This is a genomic window from Streptomyces sp. NPDC030809 (assembly GCF_055572195.1).
The window spans coordinates 95,165-114,284 of sequence record NZ_JBVIDV010000012.1 but is presented as its reverse complement, the minus strand read 5'-3'; the positions used below and the strand labels follow the sequence as shown (position 1 = coordinate 114,284).

At 71.3% G+C, this 19,120-nt stretch carries 21 protein-coding genes; 8 read left to right on the top strand and 13 right to left on the bottom strand.

What is annotated here, in order from left to right; genetic code table 11:
- Positions 1 to 12 precede the first annotated feature (12 nt).
- The 4 genes from ACZ407_RS17880 to ACZ407_RS17865 form a co-directional block, all read right to left on the bottom strand.
- On the bottom strand, positions 13 to 1,347 hold the full coding sequence (locus ACZ407_RS17880) for an AI-2E family transporter (RefSeq protein ID WP_468129123.1): 1,335 nt from the start codon (positions 1,345 to 1,347) through the stop codon (positions 13 to 15).
- Positions 1,348 to 1,484: 137 nt separating this feature from the next.
- On the bottom strand, positions 1,485 to 2,174 hold the full coding sequence (locus tag ACZ407_RS17875; protein WP_468129121.1) for an aggregation-promoting factor C-terminal-like domain-containing protein: 690 nt from the start codon (positions 2,172 to 2,174) through the stop codon (positions 1,485 to 1,487).
- A gap of 432 nt (positions 2,175 to 2,606) precedes the next feature.
- The gene (locus tag ACZ407_RS17870) at positions 2,607 to 3,923 is read right to left on the bottom strand and encodes a PhoH family protein (protein ID WP_468129119.1); all 1,317 of its coding nucleotides are present in this window, start codon (positions 3,921 to 3,923) and stop codon (positions 2,607 to 2,609) included.
- A 351-nt stretch (positions 3,924 to 4,274) separates the two neighbouring features.
- Positions 4,275 to 5,036, bottom strand: a complete 762-nt coding sequence (locus ACZ407_RS17865) for an isoprenyl transferase (protein ID WP_468129341.1) — start codon at positions 5,034 to 5,036, stop codon at positions 4,275 to 4,277.
- Between the two features lie 128 nt (positions 5,037 to 5,164).
- Here ACZ407_RS17865 and mgrA point away from each other — a divergent pair, with 128 nt between their 5' ends.
- Positions 5,165 to 6,202 (top strand): L-glyceraldehyde 3-phosphate reductase, encoded by a 1,038-nt coding sequence (gene mgrA, locus ACZ407_RS17860; RefSeq protein WP_468129117.1) that lies wholly within the window; start codon positions 5,165 to 5,167, stop codon positions 6,200 to 6,202.
- A 143-nt stretch (positions 6,203 to 6,345) separates the two neighbouring features.
- Here mgrA and ACZ407_RS17855 read toward each other — a convergent pair whose 3' ends face one another.
- The gene (locus ACZ407_RS17855) at positions 6,346 to 7,092 is read right to left on the bottom strand and encodes a prepilin peptidase (RefSeq protein ID WP_468129115.1); all 747 of its coding nucleotides are present in this window, start codon (positions 7,090 to 7,092) and stop codon (positions 6,346 to 6,348) included.
- 92 nt (positions 7,093 to 7,184) lie between these two features.
- Between ACZ407_RS17855 and ACZ407_RS17850 the strand changes: the two genes are divergently transcribed.
- The 3 genes from ACZ407_RS17850 (at position 7,185) to ACZ407_RS17840 (ending at position 9,803) form a co-directional block, all read left to right on the top strand.
- Positions 7,185 to 7,559, top strand: coding sequence for a DUF192 domain-containing protein (locus ACZ407_RS17850; RefSeq protein ID WP_468129113.1), 375 nt, complete (start codon positions 7,185 to 7,187; stop codon positions 7,557 to 7,559).
- 76 nt (positions 7,560 to 7,635) lie between these two features.
- Positions 7,636 to 8,253 carry an SMI1/KNR4 family protein gene (locus ACZ407_RS17845; protein ID WP_468129111.1) on the top strand — a complete coding sequence of 206 codons (618 nt, stop codon included), beginning with the start codon at positions 7,636 to 7,638 and terminating at the stop codon, positions 8,251 to 8,253.
- Between the two features lie 269 nt (positions 8,254 to 8,522).
- Positions 8,523 to 9,803 (top strand): extracellular solute-binding protein, encoded by a 1,281-nt coding sequence (locus tag ACZ407_RS17840; RefSeq protein ID WP_468129109.1) that lies wholly within the window; start codon positions 8,523 to 8,525, stop codon positions 9,801 to 9,803.
- 231 nt (positions 9,804 to 10,034) lie between these two features.
- Here ACZ407_RS17840 and ACZ407_RS17835 read toward each other — a convergent pair whose 3' ends face one another.
- Positions 10,035 to 10,661, bottom strand: a complete 627-nt coding sequence (locus ACZ407_RS17835; RefSeq protein WP_468129107.1) for a hypothetical protein — start codon at positions 10,659 to 10,661, stop codon at positions 10,035 to 10,037.
- Between the two features lie 158 nt (positions 10,662 to 10,819).
- On the opposite strand from ACZ407_RS17835, the gene ACZ407_RS17830 reads away from it, so the two are divergent.
- Positions 10,820 to 11,956 carry a serine hydrolase domain-containing protein gene (locus ACZ407_RS17830; protein WP_468129105.1) on the top strand — a complete coding sequence of 379 codons (1,137 nt, stop codon included), beginning with the start codon at positions 10,820 to 10,822 and terminating at the stop codon, positions 11,954 to 11,956.
- A 133-nt stretch (positions 11,957 to 12,089) separates the two neighbouring features.
- Here ACZ407_RS17830 and ACZ407_RS17825 read toward each other — a convergent pair whose 3' ends face one another.
- The 5 genes from ACZ407_RS17825 to ACZ407_RS17805 all read right to left on the bottom strand — a co-directional run bounded on the left by ACZ407_RS17825 (position 12,090) and on the right by ACZ407_RS17805 (position 15,334).
- The gene (locus tag ACZ407_RS17825; RefSeq protein WP_468129103.1) at positions 12,090 to 12,419 is read right to left on the bottom strand and encodes a nuclear transport factor 2 family protein; all 330 of its coding nucleotides are present in this window, start codon (positions 12,417 to 12,419) and stop codon (positions 12,090 to 12,092) included.
- 173 nt (positions 12,420 to 12,592) lie between these two features.
- Positions 12,593 to 13,420: a polysaccharide deacetylase family protein gene (locus ACZ407_RS17820; protein ID WP_468129101.1), complete on the bottom strand. Its 828-nt coding sequence runs from the start codon at positions 13,418 to 13,420 to the stop codon at positions 12,593 to 12,595.
- Between the two features lie 244 nt (positions 13,421 to 13,664).
- Positions 13,665 to 14,090 (bottom strand): hypothetical protein, encoded by a 426-nt coding sequence (locus tag ACZ407_RS17815; protein WP_468129099.1) that lies wholly within the window; start codon positions 14,088 to 14,090, stop codon positions 13,665 to 13,667.
- A gap of 303 nt (positions 14,091 to 14,393) precedes the next feature.
- A complete protein-coding gene (locus ACZ407_RS17810) occupies positions 14,394 to 14,720 on the bottom strand; it encodes a hypothetical protein (RefSeq protein WP_468129097.1) in 327 nt (108 codons plus the stop codon).
- A gap of 56 nt (positions 14,721 to 14,776) precedes the next feature.
- Positions 14,777 to 15,334: a hypothetical protein gene (locus ACZ407_RS17805; protein ID WP_468129095.1), complete on the bottom strand. Its 558-nt coding sequence runs from the start codon at positions 15,332 to 15,334 to the stop codon at positions 14,777 to 14,779.
- Positions 15,335 to 15,943: 609 nt separating this feature from the next.
- On the opposite strand from ACZ407_RS17805, the gene ACZ407_RS17800 reads away from it, so the two are divergent.
- Positions 15,944 to 16,726, top strand: coding sequence for a hypothetical protein (locus ACZ407_RS17800; RefSeq protein WP_468129094.1), 783 nt, complete (start codon positions 15,944 to 15,946; stop codon positions 16,724 to 16,726).
- A 38-nt stretch (positions 16,727 to 16,764) separates the two neighbouring features.
- Here the strand turns inward: ACZ407_RS17800 and ACZ407_RS17795 are convergent, their stop codons facing one another.
- On the bottom strand, positions 16,765 to 17,286 hold the full coding sequence (locus ACZ407_RS17795) for an ATP-binding protein (RefSeq protein ID WP_468129092.1): 522 nt from the start codon (positions 17,284 to 17,286) through the stop codon (positions 16,765 to 16,767).
- A gap of 226 nt (positions 17,287 to 17,512) precedes the next feature.
- On the opposite strand from ACZ407_RS17795, the gene ACZ407_RS17790 reads away from it, so the two are divergent.
- Positions 17,513 to 18,361: a helix-turn-helix domain-containing protein gene (locus tag ACZ407_RS17790; protein WP_468129090.1), complete on the top strand. Its 849-nt coding sequence runs from the start codon at positions 17,513 to 17,515 to the stop codon at positions 18,359 to 18,361.
- A 10-nt stretch (positions 18,362 to 18,371) separates the two neighbouring features.
- Positions 18,372 to 18,569, top strand: coding sequence for a hypothetical protein (locus tag ACZ407_RS17785; RefSeq protein ID WP_468129088.1), 198 nt, complete (start codon positions 18,372 to 18,374; stop codon positions 18,567 to 18,569).
- Here ACZ407_RS17785 and ACZ407_RS17780 read toward each other — a convergent pair.
- The gene (locus tag ACZ407_RS17780) at positions 18,559 to 19,098 is read right to left on the bottom strand and encodes a GNAT family N-acetyltransferase (RefSeq protein ID WP_468129086.1); all 540 of its coding nucleotides are present in this window, start codon (positions 19,096 to 19,098) and stop codon (positions 18,559 to 18,561) included. The two genes, ACZ407_RS17785 and ACZ407_RS17780, sit on opposite strands and share 11 nt — an antisense overlap.
- Positions 19,099 to 19,120 lie beyond the last annotated feature (22 nt).

Sequence of the window (19,120 nt, the reverse complement as noted above, 5' to 3'; positions counted from 1 at the left end):
TCTCCGTCGAGCTCAGGCTCGGATATCACCTCTGGTGTCCCCCTGGTCTGCGGGAGCGGCGGAGACGGCCGTGGCGCCGTGCGGCCCCGGGCCGATCCGAAGCTCCTCTTCACGGGAGTAAGCCCGCAGGTAGCCGACCACCGTGTTGGTGACGGCGACCAGCGGGACCGCGACCACCGCGCCCCCGATCCCCGCGATCATCCCACCTGCCGCCACGGAGAGCACCACCGCGAGCGGGTGCACCCGTACGGCCCGCCCCAGGATGAACGGCTGGAGCACGTGCCCCTCGATCTGCTGGACGGCGAGGACGACGAGCAGCACCAGCAGCGCGGTCACCAGACCCTGCGTCACCAGGGCCACCACCACGGCGAGGGCGCCCGAGACCACCGCTCCCACGAGCGGGATGAACGCGAACAGGAAGATGAAGACGGCGAGCGGCACCGCCATCGGCACGTCGAGGAAGTAGATGCCGAGGCCGATGAAGATGGCGTCGATGAGGGCGACGATCACCGTGCCGCGCACGTACGCGGTGAGGGTGCGCCAGGCCCGCGGGCCCGCGCCGGCCACCCCGCTGCGGGCGATGGCCGGGACCAGGCCGAGGGTCCACTGCCAGATGCGCTTGCCGTCGTACAGCAGGAAGAGCGTGGAGAACATCGCGAGCAGGATCCCGGTCAGCACCTCGACCATCACAGTGACCCCCTGGAGGCCTGCCGAGGTGATCTCGTTGGTGTTGGTCCCGATGGTCTCGCTCAGGTTCTTCGCGATGTCGTTGATCTGCTTCTCGGTGACGTGGAACGGGCTGTTCAGCGCGGCGCGCTTGAGCTCGTCGATGCCGTCGCGGAGCCGGTCGGACAGGTCGTCGAGGTTCTCCATGACCTGCCAGACCACGAACCAGCCGACCAGGCCGATGATCACGAATCCCGTGATGGCGGTGACGGCGGTGGCCAGCCCCCGGGGCAGCCCGAGCCGCCGCAGCCGGACCACGAAGGGCTGGAGCAGGGCGGTGACGAGCAGGGCGGCGGCGAACGCGAGCACGACCAGGCGGACCTCGCTGATCACCCGCATGAGCACCCAGAGCAGAGCGGCGACGAGCAGCAGCCGCCAGCTGGCCTCGGCGGCCACGCGGATGCCCCAGGGCACCACGCTCACCGGGTCGGGCAGCTTGGCGCGGGGCCGGGTGGCGGCGGGGTCCGCGGGCGGGCGCGCGGGGGGCTCCTCCGTGGGCCCCTCGCCGGCGCCGGGCCCGTCCCCGGGTCCGTCCCCGGGCCCGTCCGGTTCGCGCGCGGGCAGCGCCTTGCCGAGCCGGCCGAGCCAGCCCGCCGGCGTGTGTCCCGGCTCCTTCGACATCTGGATCCCTTTCCCCCGCCCCCCGGCCTGCACGACAGGCCCGACCGTACACGCGAGAAGCCCCCCGCCGAAGTACGGCAGGGGGCTTCATCAGGTCAGCCTGTGGGCCGTCTCCAGGGGAGCGGCCGGACGGCGGCCTAGTACCAGTGGTTGGCCTGCCAGAAGGACCAGGCGCCGCAGGGGCTGCCGTAGCGGCCGTTCATGTAGTTGAGGCCCCACTTGATCTGCGTGGCGGGGTTGGTGCGCCAGTCGGCACCGGCCGAGGACATCTTCGAGCCCGGCAGGGCCTGGACCAGGCCGTAGGCGCCGGAGGAGGAGTTGACGGCGCGGTAGTTCCACGTGGACTCGTGGTTCACGATGTTGCTGAAGCACTGGAACTGGCCGGCCGGGACCATCTGGCGGGCGATGGCCTTGACCTGGGCGACCGTGTAGGAGGCCTGCGGGGCGAAGTCGCCGGCCGAGCGGACGGACGAGCGGCTCGCCGCCTCCTCCTTGGCCTCGCGCTCCTTCTTGGCCTTCGCCTCGGCCTCGGCCTTCTTGGACTTGGCGTCCTTGGCGGCCTGGAGGCGCGCGGACTCCTCGGCGGCCTTCTTGGCGTCGGCGTCGGCCTGGAACGCGAAGGCGTCGGCCTGCTGCGTCAGGGACGCGGTCTGGACCTGCGCCTGCTCGGTGACCGGGATGTCGGTGAGGAGCGTCATACCGGCAGCGGTCGTCTCAAGGTCGTTCGTGGGCTGGGTGTCGCCCGCGGCGACTCCCACGACGGCGCCGACGGTGGTGACGGCGGTGGCAGAGGCCACTGCGAAGCCCCGAACCGAGATCCGGCTCACACGGTTTCCTTCCAGCGACGTCCGCATGACCTCACGGACGCAAGAGTGCCCCTGGCACTGTCCTCCGCTCACAACGGTCACTGGAGGCGCTGGCCCGTCGGCAACTCCCTTGCGAGGAGTGCCTCGTGGTGCTCTCGGGCGGCATACGGCTTCGTCTGTGGAGTTGTTGTCGTGCGTCTGCACCGCCTGGGGGTCCAGGAGATACAGGTGTGCCGTATGCGGGGCCTGACGGAAGCAAGACTCTGCCGGACGCGGATGCCCGGAGGCAAACCTCCGCCGCGTGGGAAAGCTCACACCTCGCATACAGCAGGAGGTTTGAGGAAATCCCTGTGCGGCAAGGCGCCGCCCGGCTAGGCTCTTCGCCTTTGCCGGGCGGCGCCCAAGGCACTGCCGCTTTCGGGAAGTTGGGACCGGTTGCCCCGATTCCGCCGGTTAGACCGTTTCGAGCATCTCGGTCACCAGCGCCGCGATCGGGGACCGCTCCGAGCGGTTCAGCGTGACGTGGGCGAAGAGCGGATGGCCCTTCAGTTTCTCAACGACGGCGACCACTCCGTCGTACCGGCCCACGCGCAGATTGTCGCGCTGGGCCACGTCATGCGTCAGAACAACCCGGGAATTGGGCCCGATACGGGACAGAACGGTCAGCAGGACGTTCCGTTCCAGCGACTGGGCCTCGTCCACGATGACGAAGGCGTCGTGCAGCGAGCGGCCCCGGATGTGGGTGAGCGGCAGCACTTCCAGCATGCCGCGGCCCAGCACCTCCTCGATGACCTCGCGCCCGGCGACCGCCGACAGCGTGTCGAACACGGCCTGCGCCCAGGGGCTCATCTTCTCGGCCTCGGTGCCCGGCAGGTAGCCGAGCTCCTGCCCGCCAACGGCGTACAGCGGCCGGAAGACCATCACCTTCTGGTGCTGCCTCCGCTCCAGCACCGCTTCCAGCCCGGCGCACAGGGCGAGCGCCGACTTGCCGGTGCCGGCCCGGCCGCCCATCGAGACGATCCCGACCTCGGGGTCCAGCAGCAGGTCCAGCGCGATGCGCTGTTCCGCGCTGCGGCCGTGGATGCCGAAGGCCTCGCGGTCCCCGCGGACCAGCCGTACGTTCCCGTCGGCCGTGACCCGGCCGAGCGCGCGGCCGCGCTCGGAGGTGATGACCAGTCCGGTGTGCACGGGCAGTTCGGCGGCCTCCGGCACGTGGAGCCGCTCCTCGGAGTAGAGGAGGTCCACCTGCTCGCCGGACAGGGACAGCTCGCCCATGCCCGTCCAGCCGGCGTCGGTGATCGCGAGCTCGGCGCGGTACTCCTCGGCGAGCAGCCCCACGGAGGAGGCTTTGATGCGCAGCGGGAGATCCTTCGAAACGACCGTGACGTCGTAGCCCTCGGCCTGCAGGTTGCGGGCGACGGCGAGGATCCGCGAGTCGTTGTCCCCCAGCCGGAAGCCGGCGGGCAGCACGCCCGGATCGGAGTGGTTGAGCTCGACGCGGAGGGTCCCGCCCAGGTCGCCCAGCGGGATGGGGGCGTCGAGGCGGCCGTACCGGACCCGGAAGTCGTCGAGCAGGCGCAGGGCCTGCCGGGCGAAGTAGCCGAGTTCGGGATGGTGCCGCTTGGCCTCCAGCTCGGTGATCACGACGATCGGGAGCACGACCTCGTGCTCGTCGAAGCGCCGGAAGGCGTTGGGGTCTGCCAGCAGGACGCTGGTGTCGAGGACGTAGGTCCGCCTGTCGGGCAGGCGGCGCTTTGTGCTGGTCACCACGGAAGGACGTACCCCCTCGGAAGAGGTCGGGCCATGAAGACCGGACCGGTCATCGGCCCCATGCCTGGGCCGTGGTCCGGCCCTCCACTCCGTCCGTGCGAACCGCACGTGCGTCCTGGCTGCAAAGGGCCTCCCGGACGGACGGCGCCTGTGCCGTCCGCTGAGATGCGACGCCCGTGGATCGGGAGTCGACCTGCATGGGGTATTCCCTCGAACATGCACCGGCATGCCATGGCATATGACGGACGCTCGGTGAATCCCTGGTGAAGGGCCCGAGGGGGTACGAGTTCACTGACGCGGACGTTCCGGAAGCCGGCCGGGAACCCCGGCCGGAAGCCCTCCGCGCGTCGGTCAGACGCCGTAGCGCCGGTGCCGGGCCGCGTAGTCGCGCAGTGCCCGCAGGAAGTCCACCTTGCGGAACGCCGGCCAGAACACCTCGCAGAAGTAGTACTCCGAGTGCGCGCTCTGCCACAGCATGAACCCGGAGAGCCGCTGCTCGCCGCTGGTGCGGATGACCAGGTCGGGGTCGGGCTGGCCGCGCGTGTAGAGGTGCTCCGAGATGTGGTCGATGTCGAGGATCTCGGCGAGCTCCTCGATGGAGGTGCCCTTCTCGTGGTGCTCCAGCAGCAGGGAGCGGACGGCGTCCGCGATCTCCTGGCGGCCGCCGTAGCCCACGGCGACGTTGACGAGTATTCCGCCGTGCCCGTCGGTGGCCTGCTCGGCCTCCTTGAGCACGGTCTGCGTCTGCGCGGGCAGGATGTCGAGGTTGCCGACGTGGTGGACGCGCCAGCGGCCGTTCGCGGCGAGGCCCCGCACGGTGTTCTCGATGATGTTCAGGAGCGGGCGGAGTTCGACCTCGGGGCGGTCCAGGTTGTCCGTGGAGAGCATCCACAGGGTGACGACCTCGACGTCGGTCTCCTCGCACCAGCCCAGCAGCTCGGTGATCTTGTCGGCACCGGCCTGGTGGCCCTGTTCGGTGGTGCCGCCGGAGGCCTTCGCCCAGCGCCGGTTGCCGTCCAGGATGACGCCGATGTGCTTGGGCACCGCATCGTGGTCGAGTCGGCCTTCCACCCGGCGCGCGTACAGCTTGTACACCAGGTCGCGCAGCTTCACGATCTTCCAGCCCCTCCGTGCCATGCCCCCGTGCGAATTGCGAGCCCCCCGACTGGTCCAAACATTACTGCGCGCCGGGAGACCTGACCCAACTCGGTCTGTCACAAGTACGTGATAGGGAGGACAACGTGACTGATAACAATCCCTATCGGGCAGACTCCGCCCGCTACGACTCCATGGAGTACCGCCGCACGGGCCGCAGCGGGCTCAAGCTCCCCGCGGTCTCCCTGGGCCTCTGGCACAACTTCGGCGACGACAAGTCGCTGGAGTCCCAGCGCGCCATCCTGCGCCGCGCCTTCGACCTCGGCGTGACCCACTTCGACCTGGCCAACAACTACGGCCCCCCGGCCGGCTCCGCCGAGCTGAACTTCGGCAAGATCTTTGCGCAGGACTTCGCGGCGTACCGCCACGAGCTGGTGGTCTCCACCAAGGCCGGGTACCTCATGCACCCCGGCCCGTACGGCGAGTGGGGCAGCCGCAAGTACCTGCTCGGCTCCCTCGACGCCTCGCTGGAGCGGATGGGCCTCGACTACGTCGACATCTTCTACTCCCACCGCTTCGACCCGGACACCCCGCTGGAGGAGACCATGGGCGCCCTCGCGTCCGCGGTCCAGCAGGGCAAGGCGCTGTACGTGGGCGTCTCCTCCTACACGGCGGAGCAGACGGCCGAGGCGGTGCGGATCCTCACGGACATGGGCGTGCGGCCGCTGATCCACCAGCCCTCGTACTCCATGATCAACCGCTGGACGGAGGAGGACGGGCTGCTCGACACCCTGGAGGAGGCGGGCATGGGCTGCATCTCCTTCGTGCCGCTGGCCCAGGGCCTGCTCACCGGCAAGTACCTGAAGGGCATCCCGGAGGGCTCGCGCGCCACCCAGGGCAAGTCCCTGGACCCCGACCTGCTCTCGGACGAGGTCCTGCGCCGCCTGAACGGGCTGAACGACATCGCGGCCCGCCGCGGCCAGTCCCTGGCCCAGCTCGCGCTGAGCTGGGTGCTGCGGGACCCGCGGATGACCTCGGCCCTGATCGGTGCGTCGAGCGTGGCGCAGCTGGAGGAGAACGTGGCGGCCCTGACCGGTGCGCCGCTGTCGGCGGAGGAGCTGGAGGAGATCGACTCCTTCGCGGTCTCCACCCCCGGCACCAACATCTGGGCCCAGCGCGGCTGACCTGCCGGTTCGTGCCCGCGGGCGGCCCCGCCGCCCGCGACACGAAAAACGGGCCGGTCCGTGGGGGGGATACGGACCGGCCCGAGGGGGGGGTTCCACCATAACCCTTCGTAAAGCGTGCTGCGTGCATCGGCGCGCGACGATTACGCTCCGAATCCGCCCAGCAGCACTCCGGTGAGCGCGCCCGCGGCCATGAACGGCCCGAAGGCGAGGGCCGTACGGCGCCCTGCACGCCCGGCCAGCACCAGGACGAGGCCGTAGAGGGCCCCGTAGAGGAAGCCCAGGAAGGCCCCGGCCATCCATACCCCCCACCCGTACCACCCAAGAGGGACCCCCAGCGCGAGCGCCAGCTTGACGTCGCCGAAGCCCATGCCCTGCGGGCTGATCAGGAACAGGACCAGATAGCCCGCACCGAGGGCGAGCCCGCCCAGGAGCGCCCGGGTCCAGTCCCCGCCGGCCCGGCCGGTGAGCGCGGCCAGGCCGAGCAGGGCGGCGCAGGCGAGGGCCAGCGGGAGGGTCAGTACGTCGGGCAGCCGGTGCACGGCCCGGTCCACCCGGGCGAGCAGCACGGCGAAGGGCGCGAGCAGCACCCACACGGCCGTCTCGGGCACGGGCCCGGCGGCCGCAGCGAGCCCCGCGCACGGCAGGGCGGTGAGCAGGGCGGCGGGGGCGGGGGGCACCCCGAAACGGAGCTGCTCCACGGTGCAGGAGCGGCACCGGGCCGGGCCGAGCCAGCCGGCGGCCGGGCCGGTCAGCGGGTGGCCGGACGGGCAGGCGGAGCGCCACGGCTCCGCCGGGTCCACCGCCAGCCGGTAGAGGGCCCGGGGCATGAGCAGCCCGGCCGCCGCGCCGTAGCCGGCGGCGGCCAGGACGATCACGAGGAGGGCCACGCCCCGACCCTAGGCAGCGCTGCGGGCGCGGTCATGGGCCCGTGGGCCCATTCGGGCTCCGTGGGACGGCCCGGCCCCCTACCCTGGCCGCCATGGGACGACGCTGGCGGGACCGGACCGCGACGCTCGTGGTGCCCGGCGCAGGGGACTGCGGGACGGAGGTCCGGGTCCCCCTGGAGATCGCCGCCTCCTACCGCGCCCGGACCCGCGGCTTGCTGGGCCGCGAGGGCGTCGAGGGCGCGATGCTGCTGACCCCGGCGGGCAGCGTGCACACCTTCCGGATGCGCTTCGCCATCGATGTGGCCTACCTGGACCGGGAGTTGAGGGTGCTGGCCGTGCGCACCATGGCGCCGGGCCGGCTGGGCCGCCCGCGGCTGCGCTCGCGGCACGTCCTGGAGGCCGGGGCGGGGGCGCTGGCCGGCTGGGGGGTGCGTCCGGGCACCCGGCTGGCGGTGTCGTCCGACTGACGGAACGGGCGCTGGGCGAGCCCCCCTGCGCACGGTAAGTTGGGGCGGTTGGGCACGGGCGGCCAGGGGAGCGGGCATGACGGAACACACCGGGATCACCGCGCTCGAACGCATCATGCCCGCGCTGCACGGGGCGGACGAGCAGGTCGACTGGGCGGTCGCCGAGGCCACCTGGGGCACCCGCTTCCCCGCCGACTTCGTCGCCTTCATGGCCCGGTACGGGGCCGGCCGGATCAACGCCGAGGCCAGCATCCTCGTACCGCTGCCCACCGCCGGTCCGCGCTGGGACCCGGCCGACATGGTGGAGGAGACCGGGAACGCCCGGACGGCCTGGGAGCAGGAGGGCGGACCGGCGGTCTTCGCCACCGACCCCGAGCACATCCTCGCCTGGGGGGTCACCGCGGGCGACGACATACTGTGCTGGCACACCAGCGACCCCGACCCGGACCGCTGGCCGGTCCTGGTGTGCGGGCGGCACACGGCCGAGCCGTTCACCCTCTACCCGTACGGCATGGCCGAATTCCTGCACCGGCTGTTCTCGGACGAGTTCGACGTGAATCCGGTGAGCCTGACCTTCTGGGACGGCGGCCCGCTCAACTTCGTGCACTGGCGCGAGGCCCAGCGCCGCTGGCAGGCCGGCCGCAATCCGGAGACCGGCGAGCCCGACCCGTACGCGGGCGAGTTCACCGGCTGAGGCGGGCGGGTTCACCGGCTGAGGCGGGCGGGTTCACCGGCTGATTCCAGCCCCCCTTCCGCGGCCGTACGCGCGCCGGTCCGGCGTCGTACGGGCACCGGGCGCGGATCTACGCGCGTCCGGAATGCCGAAGTCATATCGGAAAACACCAGCCGGAAAAGCCGCAGTTGGAGCAAGGGCCATAACTGGGGTTCACATGGCCCTATTCGCCTGAAAGAAGGAGAGAATTCCGGACGCACTGTCCGAAACAAGATCAAGAGGAAAGATCCGTGCGACGAAGACACTCCGGCGCCGTCGCCTCCGTGGCCGCGCTCGCCCTTCTCGGCACCCTCTCCGGCTGCGGCACCTCCCTCGGCTCCGGCGACGGCTCCACCCTCCGCCTGGTCGCCGCCGAGTACGGCGACTCCCCCGCCACCAGTTCCAAGGCCTACTGGGACAAGGTCACCGCGGCCTTCAGCGCCGCCAACCCGGGCCTGAAGGTCGAGGTCACCCTCTACCCCTGGGCCGACGTGGACCGCGAGGTCACCCGCATGGTCAAGGCGGGCGAGGCGCCCGACATGGCCCTGATGGGCGCGTACTCCGACTTCGCCGCCGAAGACCGCCTGTACGAGGCCTCCGAGCTGCTCACCGTCGCCGCCGAGGCGAACTTCCTGGCCCCGCTCGCGGAGGCCGGCTCGGTGGGCAACAAGCTGTACGGCCTGCCCTTCGTCGCCAGCACCCGGCTGCTCTTCTACAACGAAGCGCTGTTCGAGAAGGCCGGGGTCACCGCCCCGAAGACCTGGTCCGAGCTCAAGCGGGCCGCCGAGGCCCTCAAGGCGGACGGTGTGAAGACCCCGTACGCGCTCCCGCTCGGCCCGGAGGAGGCGCACGCGGAGGCCATGATCTGGGAGCTGAGCAACCACGGAGGGTACGCCGACGGCAGCGGCGGCTACAGCATCGCGTCGGAGCAGAACATCCAGACCTTCCGCTGGATCAAGGACAAGCTGGTCGGCAACGGCCTGACCGGCCCGGTCCCGCCCGCGAAGCTGAACCGCCAGGACGCCTTCGCCGCCTTCCTGCGCGGCGAGGTCGGCATGCTCAACGGCTACCCCTCGCTGGCCCACGAGGCCAAGGAGCGCGGCATCCGGGTCGGCACGGTGGCCATGCCCACGGCCGACTGGATGGAGGACGGCTCGGAGCCGCCCACCATGGGGGTAGCCGACTGGATGATGGCGTTCAAGGAGAACGGCAACCGGGAGAACGTCGGGAAGTTCCTCGAGTTCGTCTACCAGGACAAGAACCTGAGCGACTTCGCCGGCCGCTACCACCTGCTGCCGTCCACCGTCACCGCGGCCCGCACCCCGGCGGGCGGCGGCCTCGAGGACAGCGACGAGGAGTTCCTCGCCGCACTGCGCACCGCCCAGCTCTATCCGGTGAGCAAGCCGTCCTGGCTCCAGGTCAGCGACACCATCAAGCGCAACATCGGCCGGGCCGTGGAGCCCGGCGGGGACCCGAAGACGGTCCTGGAGGAGATCGCGGAGCAGGCCCGCAGCCTGGCCGCGAAGAGCTGACCGAAGGCCCGCCCGCGCGGGACCTCCGTCCGTGCCGCATCCCACCCGTCATGCGGCAGCATGGCCGTACGCGCCGCAACCGGTGCCCGGCCGGCCGCCCGGAACGCACCCACAAGGTGCCCGGGGCGGCGGCCCGCGGCATCCACCCGGCGGCCGGATCCGCTCAGGGACCGGATCGGCTCAGGGGCCGGATCTACTCAGGGACCGGATCGGCTCAGTGGCCGGATCGGCTCAGTGGCTGAGCGCGTCCCTGAACTGCTTGCAGCTCGAATCCCACTTCAGCTTCCCGCCGACCTCCGCGGACTCCGCGCCCGTGCGCGCGATCGACCACGTGACGGTGTACGCCCCCGAATCGCAGGCGACCTTCTTCCCCGTCGGGAAGGCCTTGGTGAGCGTGGCCGGGCGGTCGGCCTGCGCCTCGTGCACGGCGGCGATCTGCACCCCCTTGGCGTTGCGCAGCACCGCGTGCAGCGTCACCGGGTGCTTCCCCTTCTTCTCGCTCAGCCCCTTCTTGAGGATGACCTGCGTGGCGATCTCGTACTTGAACTCGAACTTCGGCAGGTAGGCGAGCGTGTTCAGGTCCGGGACCTTGGCCCCCCACTCGGCGGGGGCGCCCGGCTTGTCCTTGAGCTTGTAGTCCAGCCCCGGGTGGAAGCGGAACTGCCCGCCGAGCTTGTGCTTGTCGTTCTTGGTCCACGCGGTCTTCATGCCGGTGTCCCCGCCGCCGGCCGGGTCCTGGAGGAACGCCGTGCCGGAGCCGGTCGTGCGGCCCGGCCCGTCGGCCTGGGCGAGAGCGGCGGCACCGAGCACGGACAGGGCGGCCGCGGCGGCGAGCGCGGCAGTGTGGAAGCGCTTCATGCCCGGGTCAACGCGGCCGTCCGGCGGGCCGGAACGAGCCGTCCTGCGCATTCACCCGTACGAGCCCGGAATAGCTTGATCTCGGGGCCTGTTGGCGATCTCGTGCGCGTTCGCACGGCAGTTCGTTGAGAAGTGATCCGGTACGACGGGGGTTGGACATGACGGAGCACGCAGGCGCGGTACAGGGCACGACGGAGCCGGGCTGGGAGTCCGTACGGGCGGAGTTCGAGGCGGTCGTGGCGGCCGAACCGCACCACCCCGAGGCGCAATTGGCGGTCTACCGGGACGGGCGGCAGGTCGTTGACCTGTGGGCCGGGCCGAACACCGGGGCGGACACCCTGGGCCCGGTGTACTCGATCACGAAGGCGGCGGCGCACCTCGTGACCGCCCTGCTCGTCCAGGACGGCGTACTCGACCTGGACCGCGAAGTATCGGCCTACTGGCCGGAGTTCACCGGGCACGGCAAGGAGCGGCTGGTGCTGCGCGACCTGATCGCGCACAAGGCGGGCCTGCTGAACGTGCCGGAGGGCTTCTCGCTGGACGAGGTGGCCGACGACGCGCTGATCGCCGCGCGGCTGGCGGACGCCGAGCCGTACTGGGAGCCGGGGACGGCGTACGGCTACCACGGGTTCGTGATCGGCGCGCTGACCGGCGAGGTGGTCCGGCGGGCCACCGGGAAGTCGGTGCAGGAGCTGTTCGAGGAGCGCGTCCGGGCCCCGTACGGCCTGGACTTCCACCTGGGGCTCAAGGACGCGGACCGGGAGCGCTGGGCGCCGGTGCTGCCGCAGCTGCCGACCGAGGAGCAGCTGGCGGCGCTGGCGGGGCAGCCCGCGCCCTCGGAGCTGATGGGGGTGGCCTTCAACTGGCACCGGCAGCCGCCGATGGACCTGGTGGAGTACGGCAACCACCCGCGGGTGCTGGAGCTCGGCCCGGCCTCGGCCGGCGGCGTGGCGACGGCCCGCGGGGTGGCGCGGATGTACGCGGCGGCGATCAGCGGGGTGGACGGGCTGGCCCCGCTGCTGAAGCCGGAGACGGCGGAGCTGTTCGGCCGCTCCTACACGACCGGGGCGGACCTGGTGACGGGCGAGGAGGACCACTTCGGGATCGGCTTCGAGAACCAGCCGCAGGTGGGTCCGCAGGCGTTCGGCCACCAGGGGGCCTCGGGCGGCAACTCCTGGGCGGACCCGGCGACCGGCCTGGCGTACGCGTACACCCGGCGCCGGTTCTACTTCCCGGGCGGCATGGGCCCCGAGAACGCTGCGCTGACGGCGGCGGTGCTGGCGGCCGTGGCGTAGGCCGCAGGCCGTGGTCCGTGGGGACGTAGGGGTGTGAGGGCGGGGGCCGGTCCGGTGCGGGCCGGCCCCTTCGCCTGTTGGCCTGTTGGCCTCTTGGCCTTTTGGCCTCTTGGCCTCTTGGCCTCTTGGTCGGCTACGCCTGGCCGGTTTCGAAGCGGCTGATGCGGCTGCCGTCGGCCGTCACCGTGAACTTCCAGGCGGTGCGCATCTCGCCCCAGGTGTCGTTGCGGTAGCCGACGACGAGGGACCGGCCGCCGTCCGCCTCCTGCTGCACGTCCATGTGGCCGTTGGAGGAGAAGATCTCCCGGTCCGCCCACTGGCGCACGTCCCGGTCCGAGCCGTCGTCGGACATGGTGGCGTCGTCCGTCAGCAGCCCGTAGAAGGCCTCCTCGTCGTGGCTGTTCACGGCCTTGACGAAGGCGGCGACGGTCTCGTCGGAGAGGTGGCTGGGGGCGATGGTCACGGGGGCTCCCTGGGGACGCGCACACAGGTGCGTACGGGCTGCGGAACAGGCTGCGGAACGGGTGTTCGTGGACCAGGGAACACCCGGGGCCGCCTCCGGTGGGCGACCCTCACCCGTTCGCCGCGTGTCCCCGGGGCGGGGTGCCGAGGCGTACTGCGGTACCGCGGTGGCGGCTAGCGGGCGGCCGGGGCCTTGTCGGGGACGGTCCGCACCGGGAAGCTGAAGGTGTGCCCCTGGCCCTTGAGCCACGGCAGCACCTGGCGCAGCGCCGCGACGCTCTGGGTGCGGTCGCCGCCACCGTCGTGGAACAGGATGGTCGGGCCGTTGGAGACCTCGTTCTTGACGGTCTGCACGATCGCGCCGGTGCCCGGCCGCTCGAAGTCCTTGGTGTCCACGTTCCACCCGAGCGGCCGCATGCCCACCCCGGCGGCGATCTTCCGGCTGTCCGGGGTGAAGGCCCCGCCCGGCGCCCGGTAGTACTCCACCTTCGCGCCCCCGGCCGCGTCCTCGATCATCTTCTTCGCTTCGAGGATCTGCTGCTTCTGGTACTCGACGGACTTCTTGTCCATGGAGGTGTCGTGGGAGATGGTGTGGTCGCAGAGCCGGTGCCCGTCCGCGACGACCTTCTTGACCAGGTCGGGGAACTGCTTCGCCTGCGGCCCGATCATGCAGAAGACGGCCTTGACCTCGTTCTCCTTGAGGATGTCGAGCATCTGCGGGGTCCACCGCGGGTCGGGCCCGTCGTCGATGGTGATGTTCACGGCCCGCCCGCCGGCCTCCGCGTCGTGCGCGATCCCCAGCGGGACCTTGACCGGCACCTGCGCCGGCTCCTCGACCCGCGCGGCGGGCCCCTTCGTCCCGTGCGCCGCCGCATCCCGCGCGGCGGCCTCGGTGTCGGTCAGCACGGCGGCCCCCCACACCGCGAGACTCAGCCCCACCGCCGAGGCCGCCACGGCTATGTGCGCCGTGTACTTGCCCTTGAACCCGCCCTTGAGTCCCATCGAACACCCCGTCCCCGTAGCTTCCTGACCATCTCCCAGATGAGAGGACGGTATGCACGGAGGGACGGTTTCACCCAATTCGGACTTGACACGAACCACATGCGGGGGTGAGCGCGCTCGGTGCGCCCGCCTCGGTGCGCGCCGAGGCAGGCGCCTACGGCGGCGCCTGACACGTGGCGCCGACGCTCCAAAGCGACCGCCGCCAGGACGCTGCCTCGACCAGAGGCAGCGTCCTCGGCAGGCGTTACGGCATGTCCCGGACCTCATACCCCAGCAAGCCGACCCGCGAGAGCGGCTGCACTATTCGATTGAGATACCACGTCGGATCGAGCAGCCAGGGGATGCCATCGAGGCCGGCGAAGCCTCGCGTCGGACTGAACGTCACCCGCCCATCAGCCAAGAACAAGAAGCTCCCACCCACCTCTGTGTCCTGCCACAGCAGAACGATCGCCGAATGCTGTCCCGCAGATCGGCGCGCCGACATTTCCGCGACCACGCGCGGCAGTTCCTCCACGGGAGCCGAATCCCAGTCGCACAGGTCAGGGTCGACGAGGTACTGAATCGACGAGTCCTCGGCTGCCACCCATCCAGCAGAAGTAAGCTCGCGCATCACTTCAGCAAGGGTGCTTGCTTCCGCCAGTTCAAACGTAATGTCGACTTCCCTGCTCACGCCGACCGTTCCCCCCTCGAGTGACGTTCACCCACGTCACCCCTTCGGTATGACATCCCATTCGTAGCCCTTCTTGGCCAGAGTCTGCCGAATGCCCTCCGGCATGGGGACCTCTGATATCACCCGAAAACTCGGCGCCGTTGCCTCTTGTCGTCCGGCCGGTCTCGACGGTGCGTCCCGACGCCTCGTTGATCGTCCGGGTGGCGGTGCCGCCTTGGACGACCGCGGAGCAGAACCCCGCATCAGCGAGTAGGCGAGGCGAAACGGGGCCGGGAGTGGGTCTGGCCGGATTCGGGGTGGCGGTCAGGCTGGGATGGGGGTGCGGAGGGGGCGGAGGAGTTGTTGGACGTGGGTGCCTGGGAGGGCGGCCTTGGTGGAGAGGCCGGCGAGGCGGGTGAGGGCGTCCTGGGTGGTCGGGGATTCCAGGGTGCTGCCGGGGCGGAGGGCGGTCAGGCAGGCGTCCAGGGCGGCCCTGTCGGGCGCCGGGAGGGACGGGCGCATGAGTTCGGCCGCGGCGGCGAGCTCGCGGAGCGCGAGCTCGGGGTCGAGCGGGCCCGGGTGTGTGATCTCGCCGACGCTGTGGTCACCGTAGTGGGTGATCTCGTCACCGAAGTGGATGCTGCTGCTCATCTGACACCTGCCGGGAGCCTGCCCCCATCTCCTCCAGGATAGGTCCGGCGGGCCGGTCAGGCGCGGTCCAGGCGGTAGCCGACCGGGCCGGAGGCGCCGGCCTCGCCGGTCAGGGACATGTTGAGGACATCCGGGACGTTCTCGACGATGCGGGGGTGGAGGCGGCCGTCGCAGGGCTCGGTCCAGCCGGTGTCGGCGTGGGCCTTGACCTCGACGCGGACCCGCCCGCCGCCCTGGCACGCCACGGAGAGCTGGTACGCGCCCGGGCGCCAGGACTCGACCACCATGCTGTCGCCGGTCTCCAGGTCGCCGATCCCGTTCACGGTCGAGCGGTCGGACTCGCCACCCGGGCCGATCAGACCGCCGTCGGCGCCGTAGCCGACGAGGCGCTCGATTGCGGCCCGCTGCGCCGCGGCCGAGGCGGCGGGAACCTTCGCGGGCGTGGCGGGCTTCGCGGGCTGCGCGGCCTTCGGTGCGGCGGACGGCTGGTGGCCCTGGGCCTTCGGGGACGAGGCGCTCGCGTCGGAGTGCGCGGACGAGCACGCGGGGAGGGCGGTGAGGAGGGCCAGTGCGCCCAGGGTGGCGGCGGCGCGACGGGCGCGGTGCGTGGTCATGCAGCGAAAGGTAGGAGCGGAACCCGCCCTTCGGGAGAGCGGCGGTGATCTTCTGAGGTGGATCTGAGCTTGGGTTCCGTCCTTCCCGAAACCGGCGTGGCCTGCGGGTCCCGTCGCTAGGGTCTGCGGAATCGGTACCGGAGTCGGATCGGTACCGGAGTCGGATCGGTACAGGAGTCGGATCGGTACCGAAGTCGGAGTCGGAGTCGTCATGGCCGTCGGCGTGGCACAGGCGTCGGCACAGGCGTCGGCACAGGAACCGGCACCGGCAACCGGCACCGGAAAGGGCGGGCGCGGCCCGCTGCACGAGCCTGGGGGTGGGGACGCATGGCGGGGGGACCGGTTCGGCCGCAGAAGCGGGGCGGGGGCGCGGGCAAGGGCGCCACCGGCGGCAGGCCCGGCGCTGGCGGCAGCGCCGGCCGCGCGGGCAGGGGCGCCAACGGCAGCAGGTCCGGCGGGCGCGGCCGTCCCGGCCCCGAGGGCTACGGGCCGGGGACGGCGGGACGCAGCCCTGGCGGCAGCGGGGGCGGCGTCCGCGGCCCCGGCAGTCCCGCGGCCGGCGGCGGAGTCGGGTGTCTTGGTGTCTTCGGGTTCGCCTTCGCCGGGTACATGCTCGGGCTGCCGGCCGTGCTGCCACTGCTCACGAAGCCGCCCGCGCACGGCCCCCGCCCGTTGCTGCTGCTCAATCCGTGGGTGTGGGTGTTCTCCCTGCTCACAGCGGTGCTGCTGGCCTGGATGGCGGCCGGCCGCGGCCCGCTGAAGCCGCGGCTCCTGGCCGTGCACACCGCCCTGTTCGGGGCCGCCGGCGCGGCCGGCACCGCGCTCGGGGCCCTGCTCGGCGGCCTCCTGGAGCACAGGCTGCGGACCGGGTTGGACGCGGAGAGCGCCGACTTCCTCGTCTCCTTCGCCACCGGCCTGCTGGAGATCCTGTCGGCCGGAGCCGTGGCCCTGCTCGTGTTCCAGGGCCTCCGCCGCCGGTACGCGCCCCCTGCCCCACCCGGCGGCCCGGTCGCCGTCGGCCGCGGACCGCGCGCACCCCGCACACCGCAGGGGCCCCGCTTCCGCACGATGCCCCGGCCGGGCGAGATCTGGCTCGCGATGGTTCCGCTGCGCGAGGACGCCGCCCGGACCCTGCGGCACTACTGCGTGATCGTGGAGGCGTACGCGGGGCACGCGGAGGTCGTCCAGATCACCACGCAGGACAAGGACAGCCGCCGGGACCACATCCGCATGCCGAACGACGGCTGGGACCACACCGGCACCCCCCACTGGCTGGAGCTCCTGCCCCCGCCGCGCCGGGTCCCGTACGCGAACTTCCTCACGACCCGGCCGCAGGGGCGCTGCCCGGAGGCGATCTGGTGGGAGATCTCCCGCGTGCACCTGGACCGCTGACCGCCGTCCGCCGTCGGCCGTCCGCCGTCGCCGTCGGCTCAATAGGCGGCGGCACCGGTTCGGGGCAGGCAAACCCACGTACGGGTGCCGCCGCCCGGCTCGCGGGATTCCTCGAAGCCCCACGTGCCGCGGCACTCCCGTACGACACACGCCATGAAGCGGAGTGCGGACCGGCGGCGGGTGTCCTGGGCGGCGGCGAGGCGGGGGTGTGCGGACCGCTGCCCGGACTGGCCGTCGAACAGGATCAGCCGTACGTCGTCCCAGCGGTAGCGCAGCGAGAGGTAGACGTCCTCCCCCGGGCTCAACTTCGTTGCCACGGCCACCAGTTCGGCTACCACCTGCACGGCCGCGGCGGCGCAGGCACCGAGCCCGTGGACGTGCAGGGCGGCGGCCACGGCGGTACGGGCGATCCGCGCGGCATGCGGGGACCCGGGCAGGGTCAGGCTGAGGAACAGGTTCTCGGGCACGGGCGGCCCGTCGGAAACGGAACCCGGGAGGGTGAAGGGAGGGCAGGGCAGGGCGGAGAGGCTGAGCATCGCGGACTCCTCGTACGTGGTCATGGTCGGTGACAGCGCAGTGAGTTCGACGCGCACGAGTGGCTTACGCGGAGGTCAGGGAGCGTGGCTCGTCGCCGGAGGCCGAGGCATGCTGCGGCGATGCACTTCAACTCCCTTGCGTGAGCGGTGCGTTACCAACCGTAGGGCAACAGGGGCGCAATTGCGCCCCTGAAACAGGAAAGTTCACCCTCAATCGCCAAGGTGCCCGCCGATCCGGGAGACTTCACGCATGACAGCAAGGACCTCTCCCACGCAGCGACAGCGGCGCGTGGGCGCGGAGTTGCGCAAGATGCGCATGGCCGCCGACGTGTCAGCGGAATCGACGGCTGCACTGCTGAACGTCAGCCGCTCACAGCTGTCCGCAATCGAGCAGGGCTTCCGAGCCGTGAGCGAGGAGCGGATGCGTGCTCTGGCTGCCCACTGCCAGGTGGACACCCGTTACCTGGAGAGCCTGATCGCGCTGGCCCACCCGAGCCAGCGGGGATGGTGGGAGCAATACAGATCCGCGCTGCCGCAGGGACTCAGTGACATTGCGGAGCTGGAGTGGCATTCCACCCGCCTGCACACCGTGCAGAGCACACATATGCCGGGCCTGTTGCAGCTCAGCGGCTACGCCCGCGCTGTTTTCGGTTCGGTACTGCCGGCACTGCCCGCTTCAGAGGTGGAGCTGCGGGTGGCTCACCGCATGCAGCGGCGGCAGGTGCTGGAGGGCGGCGAAGCCCGGGAATTCACGTGCTACATCCACGAAGCAGCACTGATGATGCAGTTCGGAGGGCGTCGGGTTGCTCGGGAGCAGCTTGAGCACGTGTGCGAGATGTCCGAGCACGAGAACATCACCGTCCGCGTACTGAGCATCGCCGCGGGAGCCTTCCCGGGAGCGGGGCACGCCATGCTCTACGCCGAGGGGACCACTCCCCAACTCGACACGGTGCAGCTCGACTCAGCCCACGGGCCGGAGTTCAGCCACGCCGAGGCCCAGCTCATCAAGTACCAGGCACACTTGAAATGGATGGTCGAGCACAGCCTCTCCGAGGCGGCATCCCGAGACTGCATCCTGACCATCGCCCGACAACTCTGAGGAACCAGCCATGGCAGACATCCAGTGGGAAGACGCGTTCTGCGGCGAGGGCAACAACTGCTACCGCATCGGGGTGGACAACGCCGGCAACAGCTACATCGCCGTCGCCGGACAGGAGGACCGTCCTCTGACGGATTCCACCGAAGCCCTGCGCCAGTTGATCCGGGACATCAAGGCGGGCAAGGCGGACCACCTGCTCAGCGAGTAGCCGTGCGCTTCCAGTCCTCGGCCAGGAGGCCGAGGATGACCTCGTCCAGGTATTCGCCCAGGACCCAGGCCGAGGCCCGGAGGGTGCCCTCGCGGGTGAAGCCGTTCTGTTCTGCGGCGCGGAGCATGGCGGTGTTGTCCGCGAGGGTTTCGATCTGGAGGCGGTGCAGGCTGCGGACCACGAAGCCGTAGTGGCAGAGGGTGGCGACCACGTCGGTTCCGTAGCCCTTGCCGCGGGCGGCGGGCAGGAGGCCGAGGCCGATGTGGGCGGTGCGGTTGTGGGTGTCGATGCCCCACAGGTTCGCGCTGCCGATCAGCGTGCCGCCTTCCAGCTCCACGACGGAGAACGGGACGCGGTCCTGCTCCGTGCCGTCCACCACGAGGCGCGAGTCCGCGCTGGGCGGCATCGGGCGCCACGGGCCGCCCTCGGCGCGCGCGGAGTTGACGACGTCGTCGTAGAGCTCGGTGCGCAGGACCGGGATGTCCTCGTCGTAGCGGGCGCGGAGCCCGATCTTGCTGCCTTTAAGCATGCGGACTTCCTATCCGGCGGGG

Bases quoted from the DNA above. Each gene is read 5' to 3' on its own strand.
- ACZ407_RS17810 (WP_468129097.1), bottom strand. From the start codon at position 14,720: ATGAGCAGCAGCATCCACTTCGGTGACGAGATCACCCACTACGGTGAC.
- ACZ407_RS17780 (WP_468129086.1), bottom strand. From the start codon at position 19,098: ATGCTTAAAGGCAGCAAGATCGGGCTCCGCGCCCGCTACGACGAGGAC.
- ACZ407_RS17800 (WP_468129094.1), top strand. From the start codon at position 15,944: ATGCTCGGGCTGCCGGCCGTGCTGCCACTGCTCACGAAGCCGCCCGCG.
- ACZ407_RS17820 (WP_468129101.1), bottom strand. From the start codon at position 13,420: ATGGGACTCAAGGGCGGGTTCAAGGGCAAGTACACGGCGCACATAGCC.
- ACZ407_RS17845 (WP_468129111.1), top strand. From the start codon at position 7,636: ATGACGGAACACACCGGGATCACCGCGCTCGAACGCATCATGCCCGCG.
- ACZ407_RS17830 (WP_468129105.1), top strand. From the start codon at position 10,820: ATGACGGAGCACGCAGGCGCGGTACAGGGCACGACGGAGCCGGGCTGG.
- ACZ407_RS17880 (WP_468129123.1), bottom strand. From the start codon at position 1,347: ATGTCGAAGGAGCCGGGACACACGCCGGCGGGCTGGCTCGGCCGGCTC.
- ACZ407_RS17835 (WP_468129107.1), bottom strand. From the start codon at position 10,661: ATGAAGCGCTTCCACACTGCCGCGCTCGCCGCCGCGGCCGCCCTGTCC.
- ACZ407_RS17795 (WP_468129092.1), bottom strand. From the start codon at position 17,286: ATGACCACGTACGAGGAGTCCGCGATGCTCAGCCTCTCCGCCCTGCCC.
- ACZ407_RS17790 (WP_468129090.1), top strand. From the start codon at position 17,513: ATGACAGCAAGGACCTCTCCCACGCAGCGACAGCGGCGCGTGGGCGCG.
- ACZ407_RS17785 (WP_468129088.1), top strand. From the start codon at position 18,372: ATGGCAGACATCCAGTGGGAAGACGCGTTCTGCGGCGAGGGCAACAAC.
- ACZ407_RS17805 (WP_468129095.1), bottom strand. From the start codon at position 15,334: ATGACCACGCACCGCGCCCGTCGCGCCGCCGCCACCCTGGGCGCACTG.
- ACZ407_RS17850 (WP_468129113.1), top strand. From the start codon at position 7,185: ATGGGACGACGCTGGCGGGACCGGACCGCGACGCTCGTGGTGCCCGGC.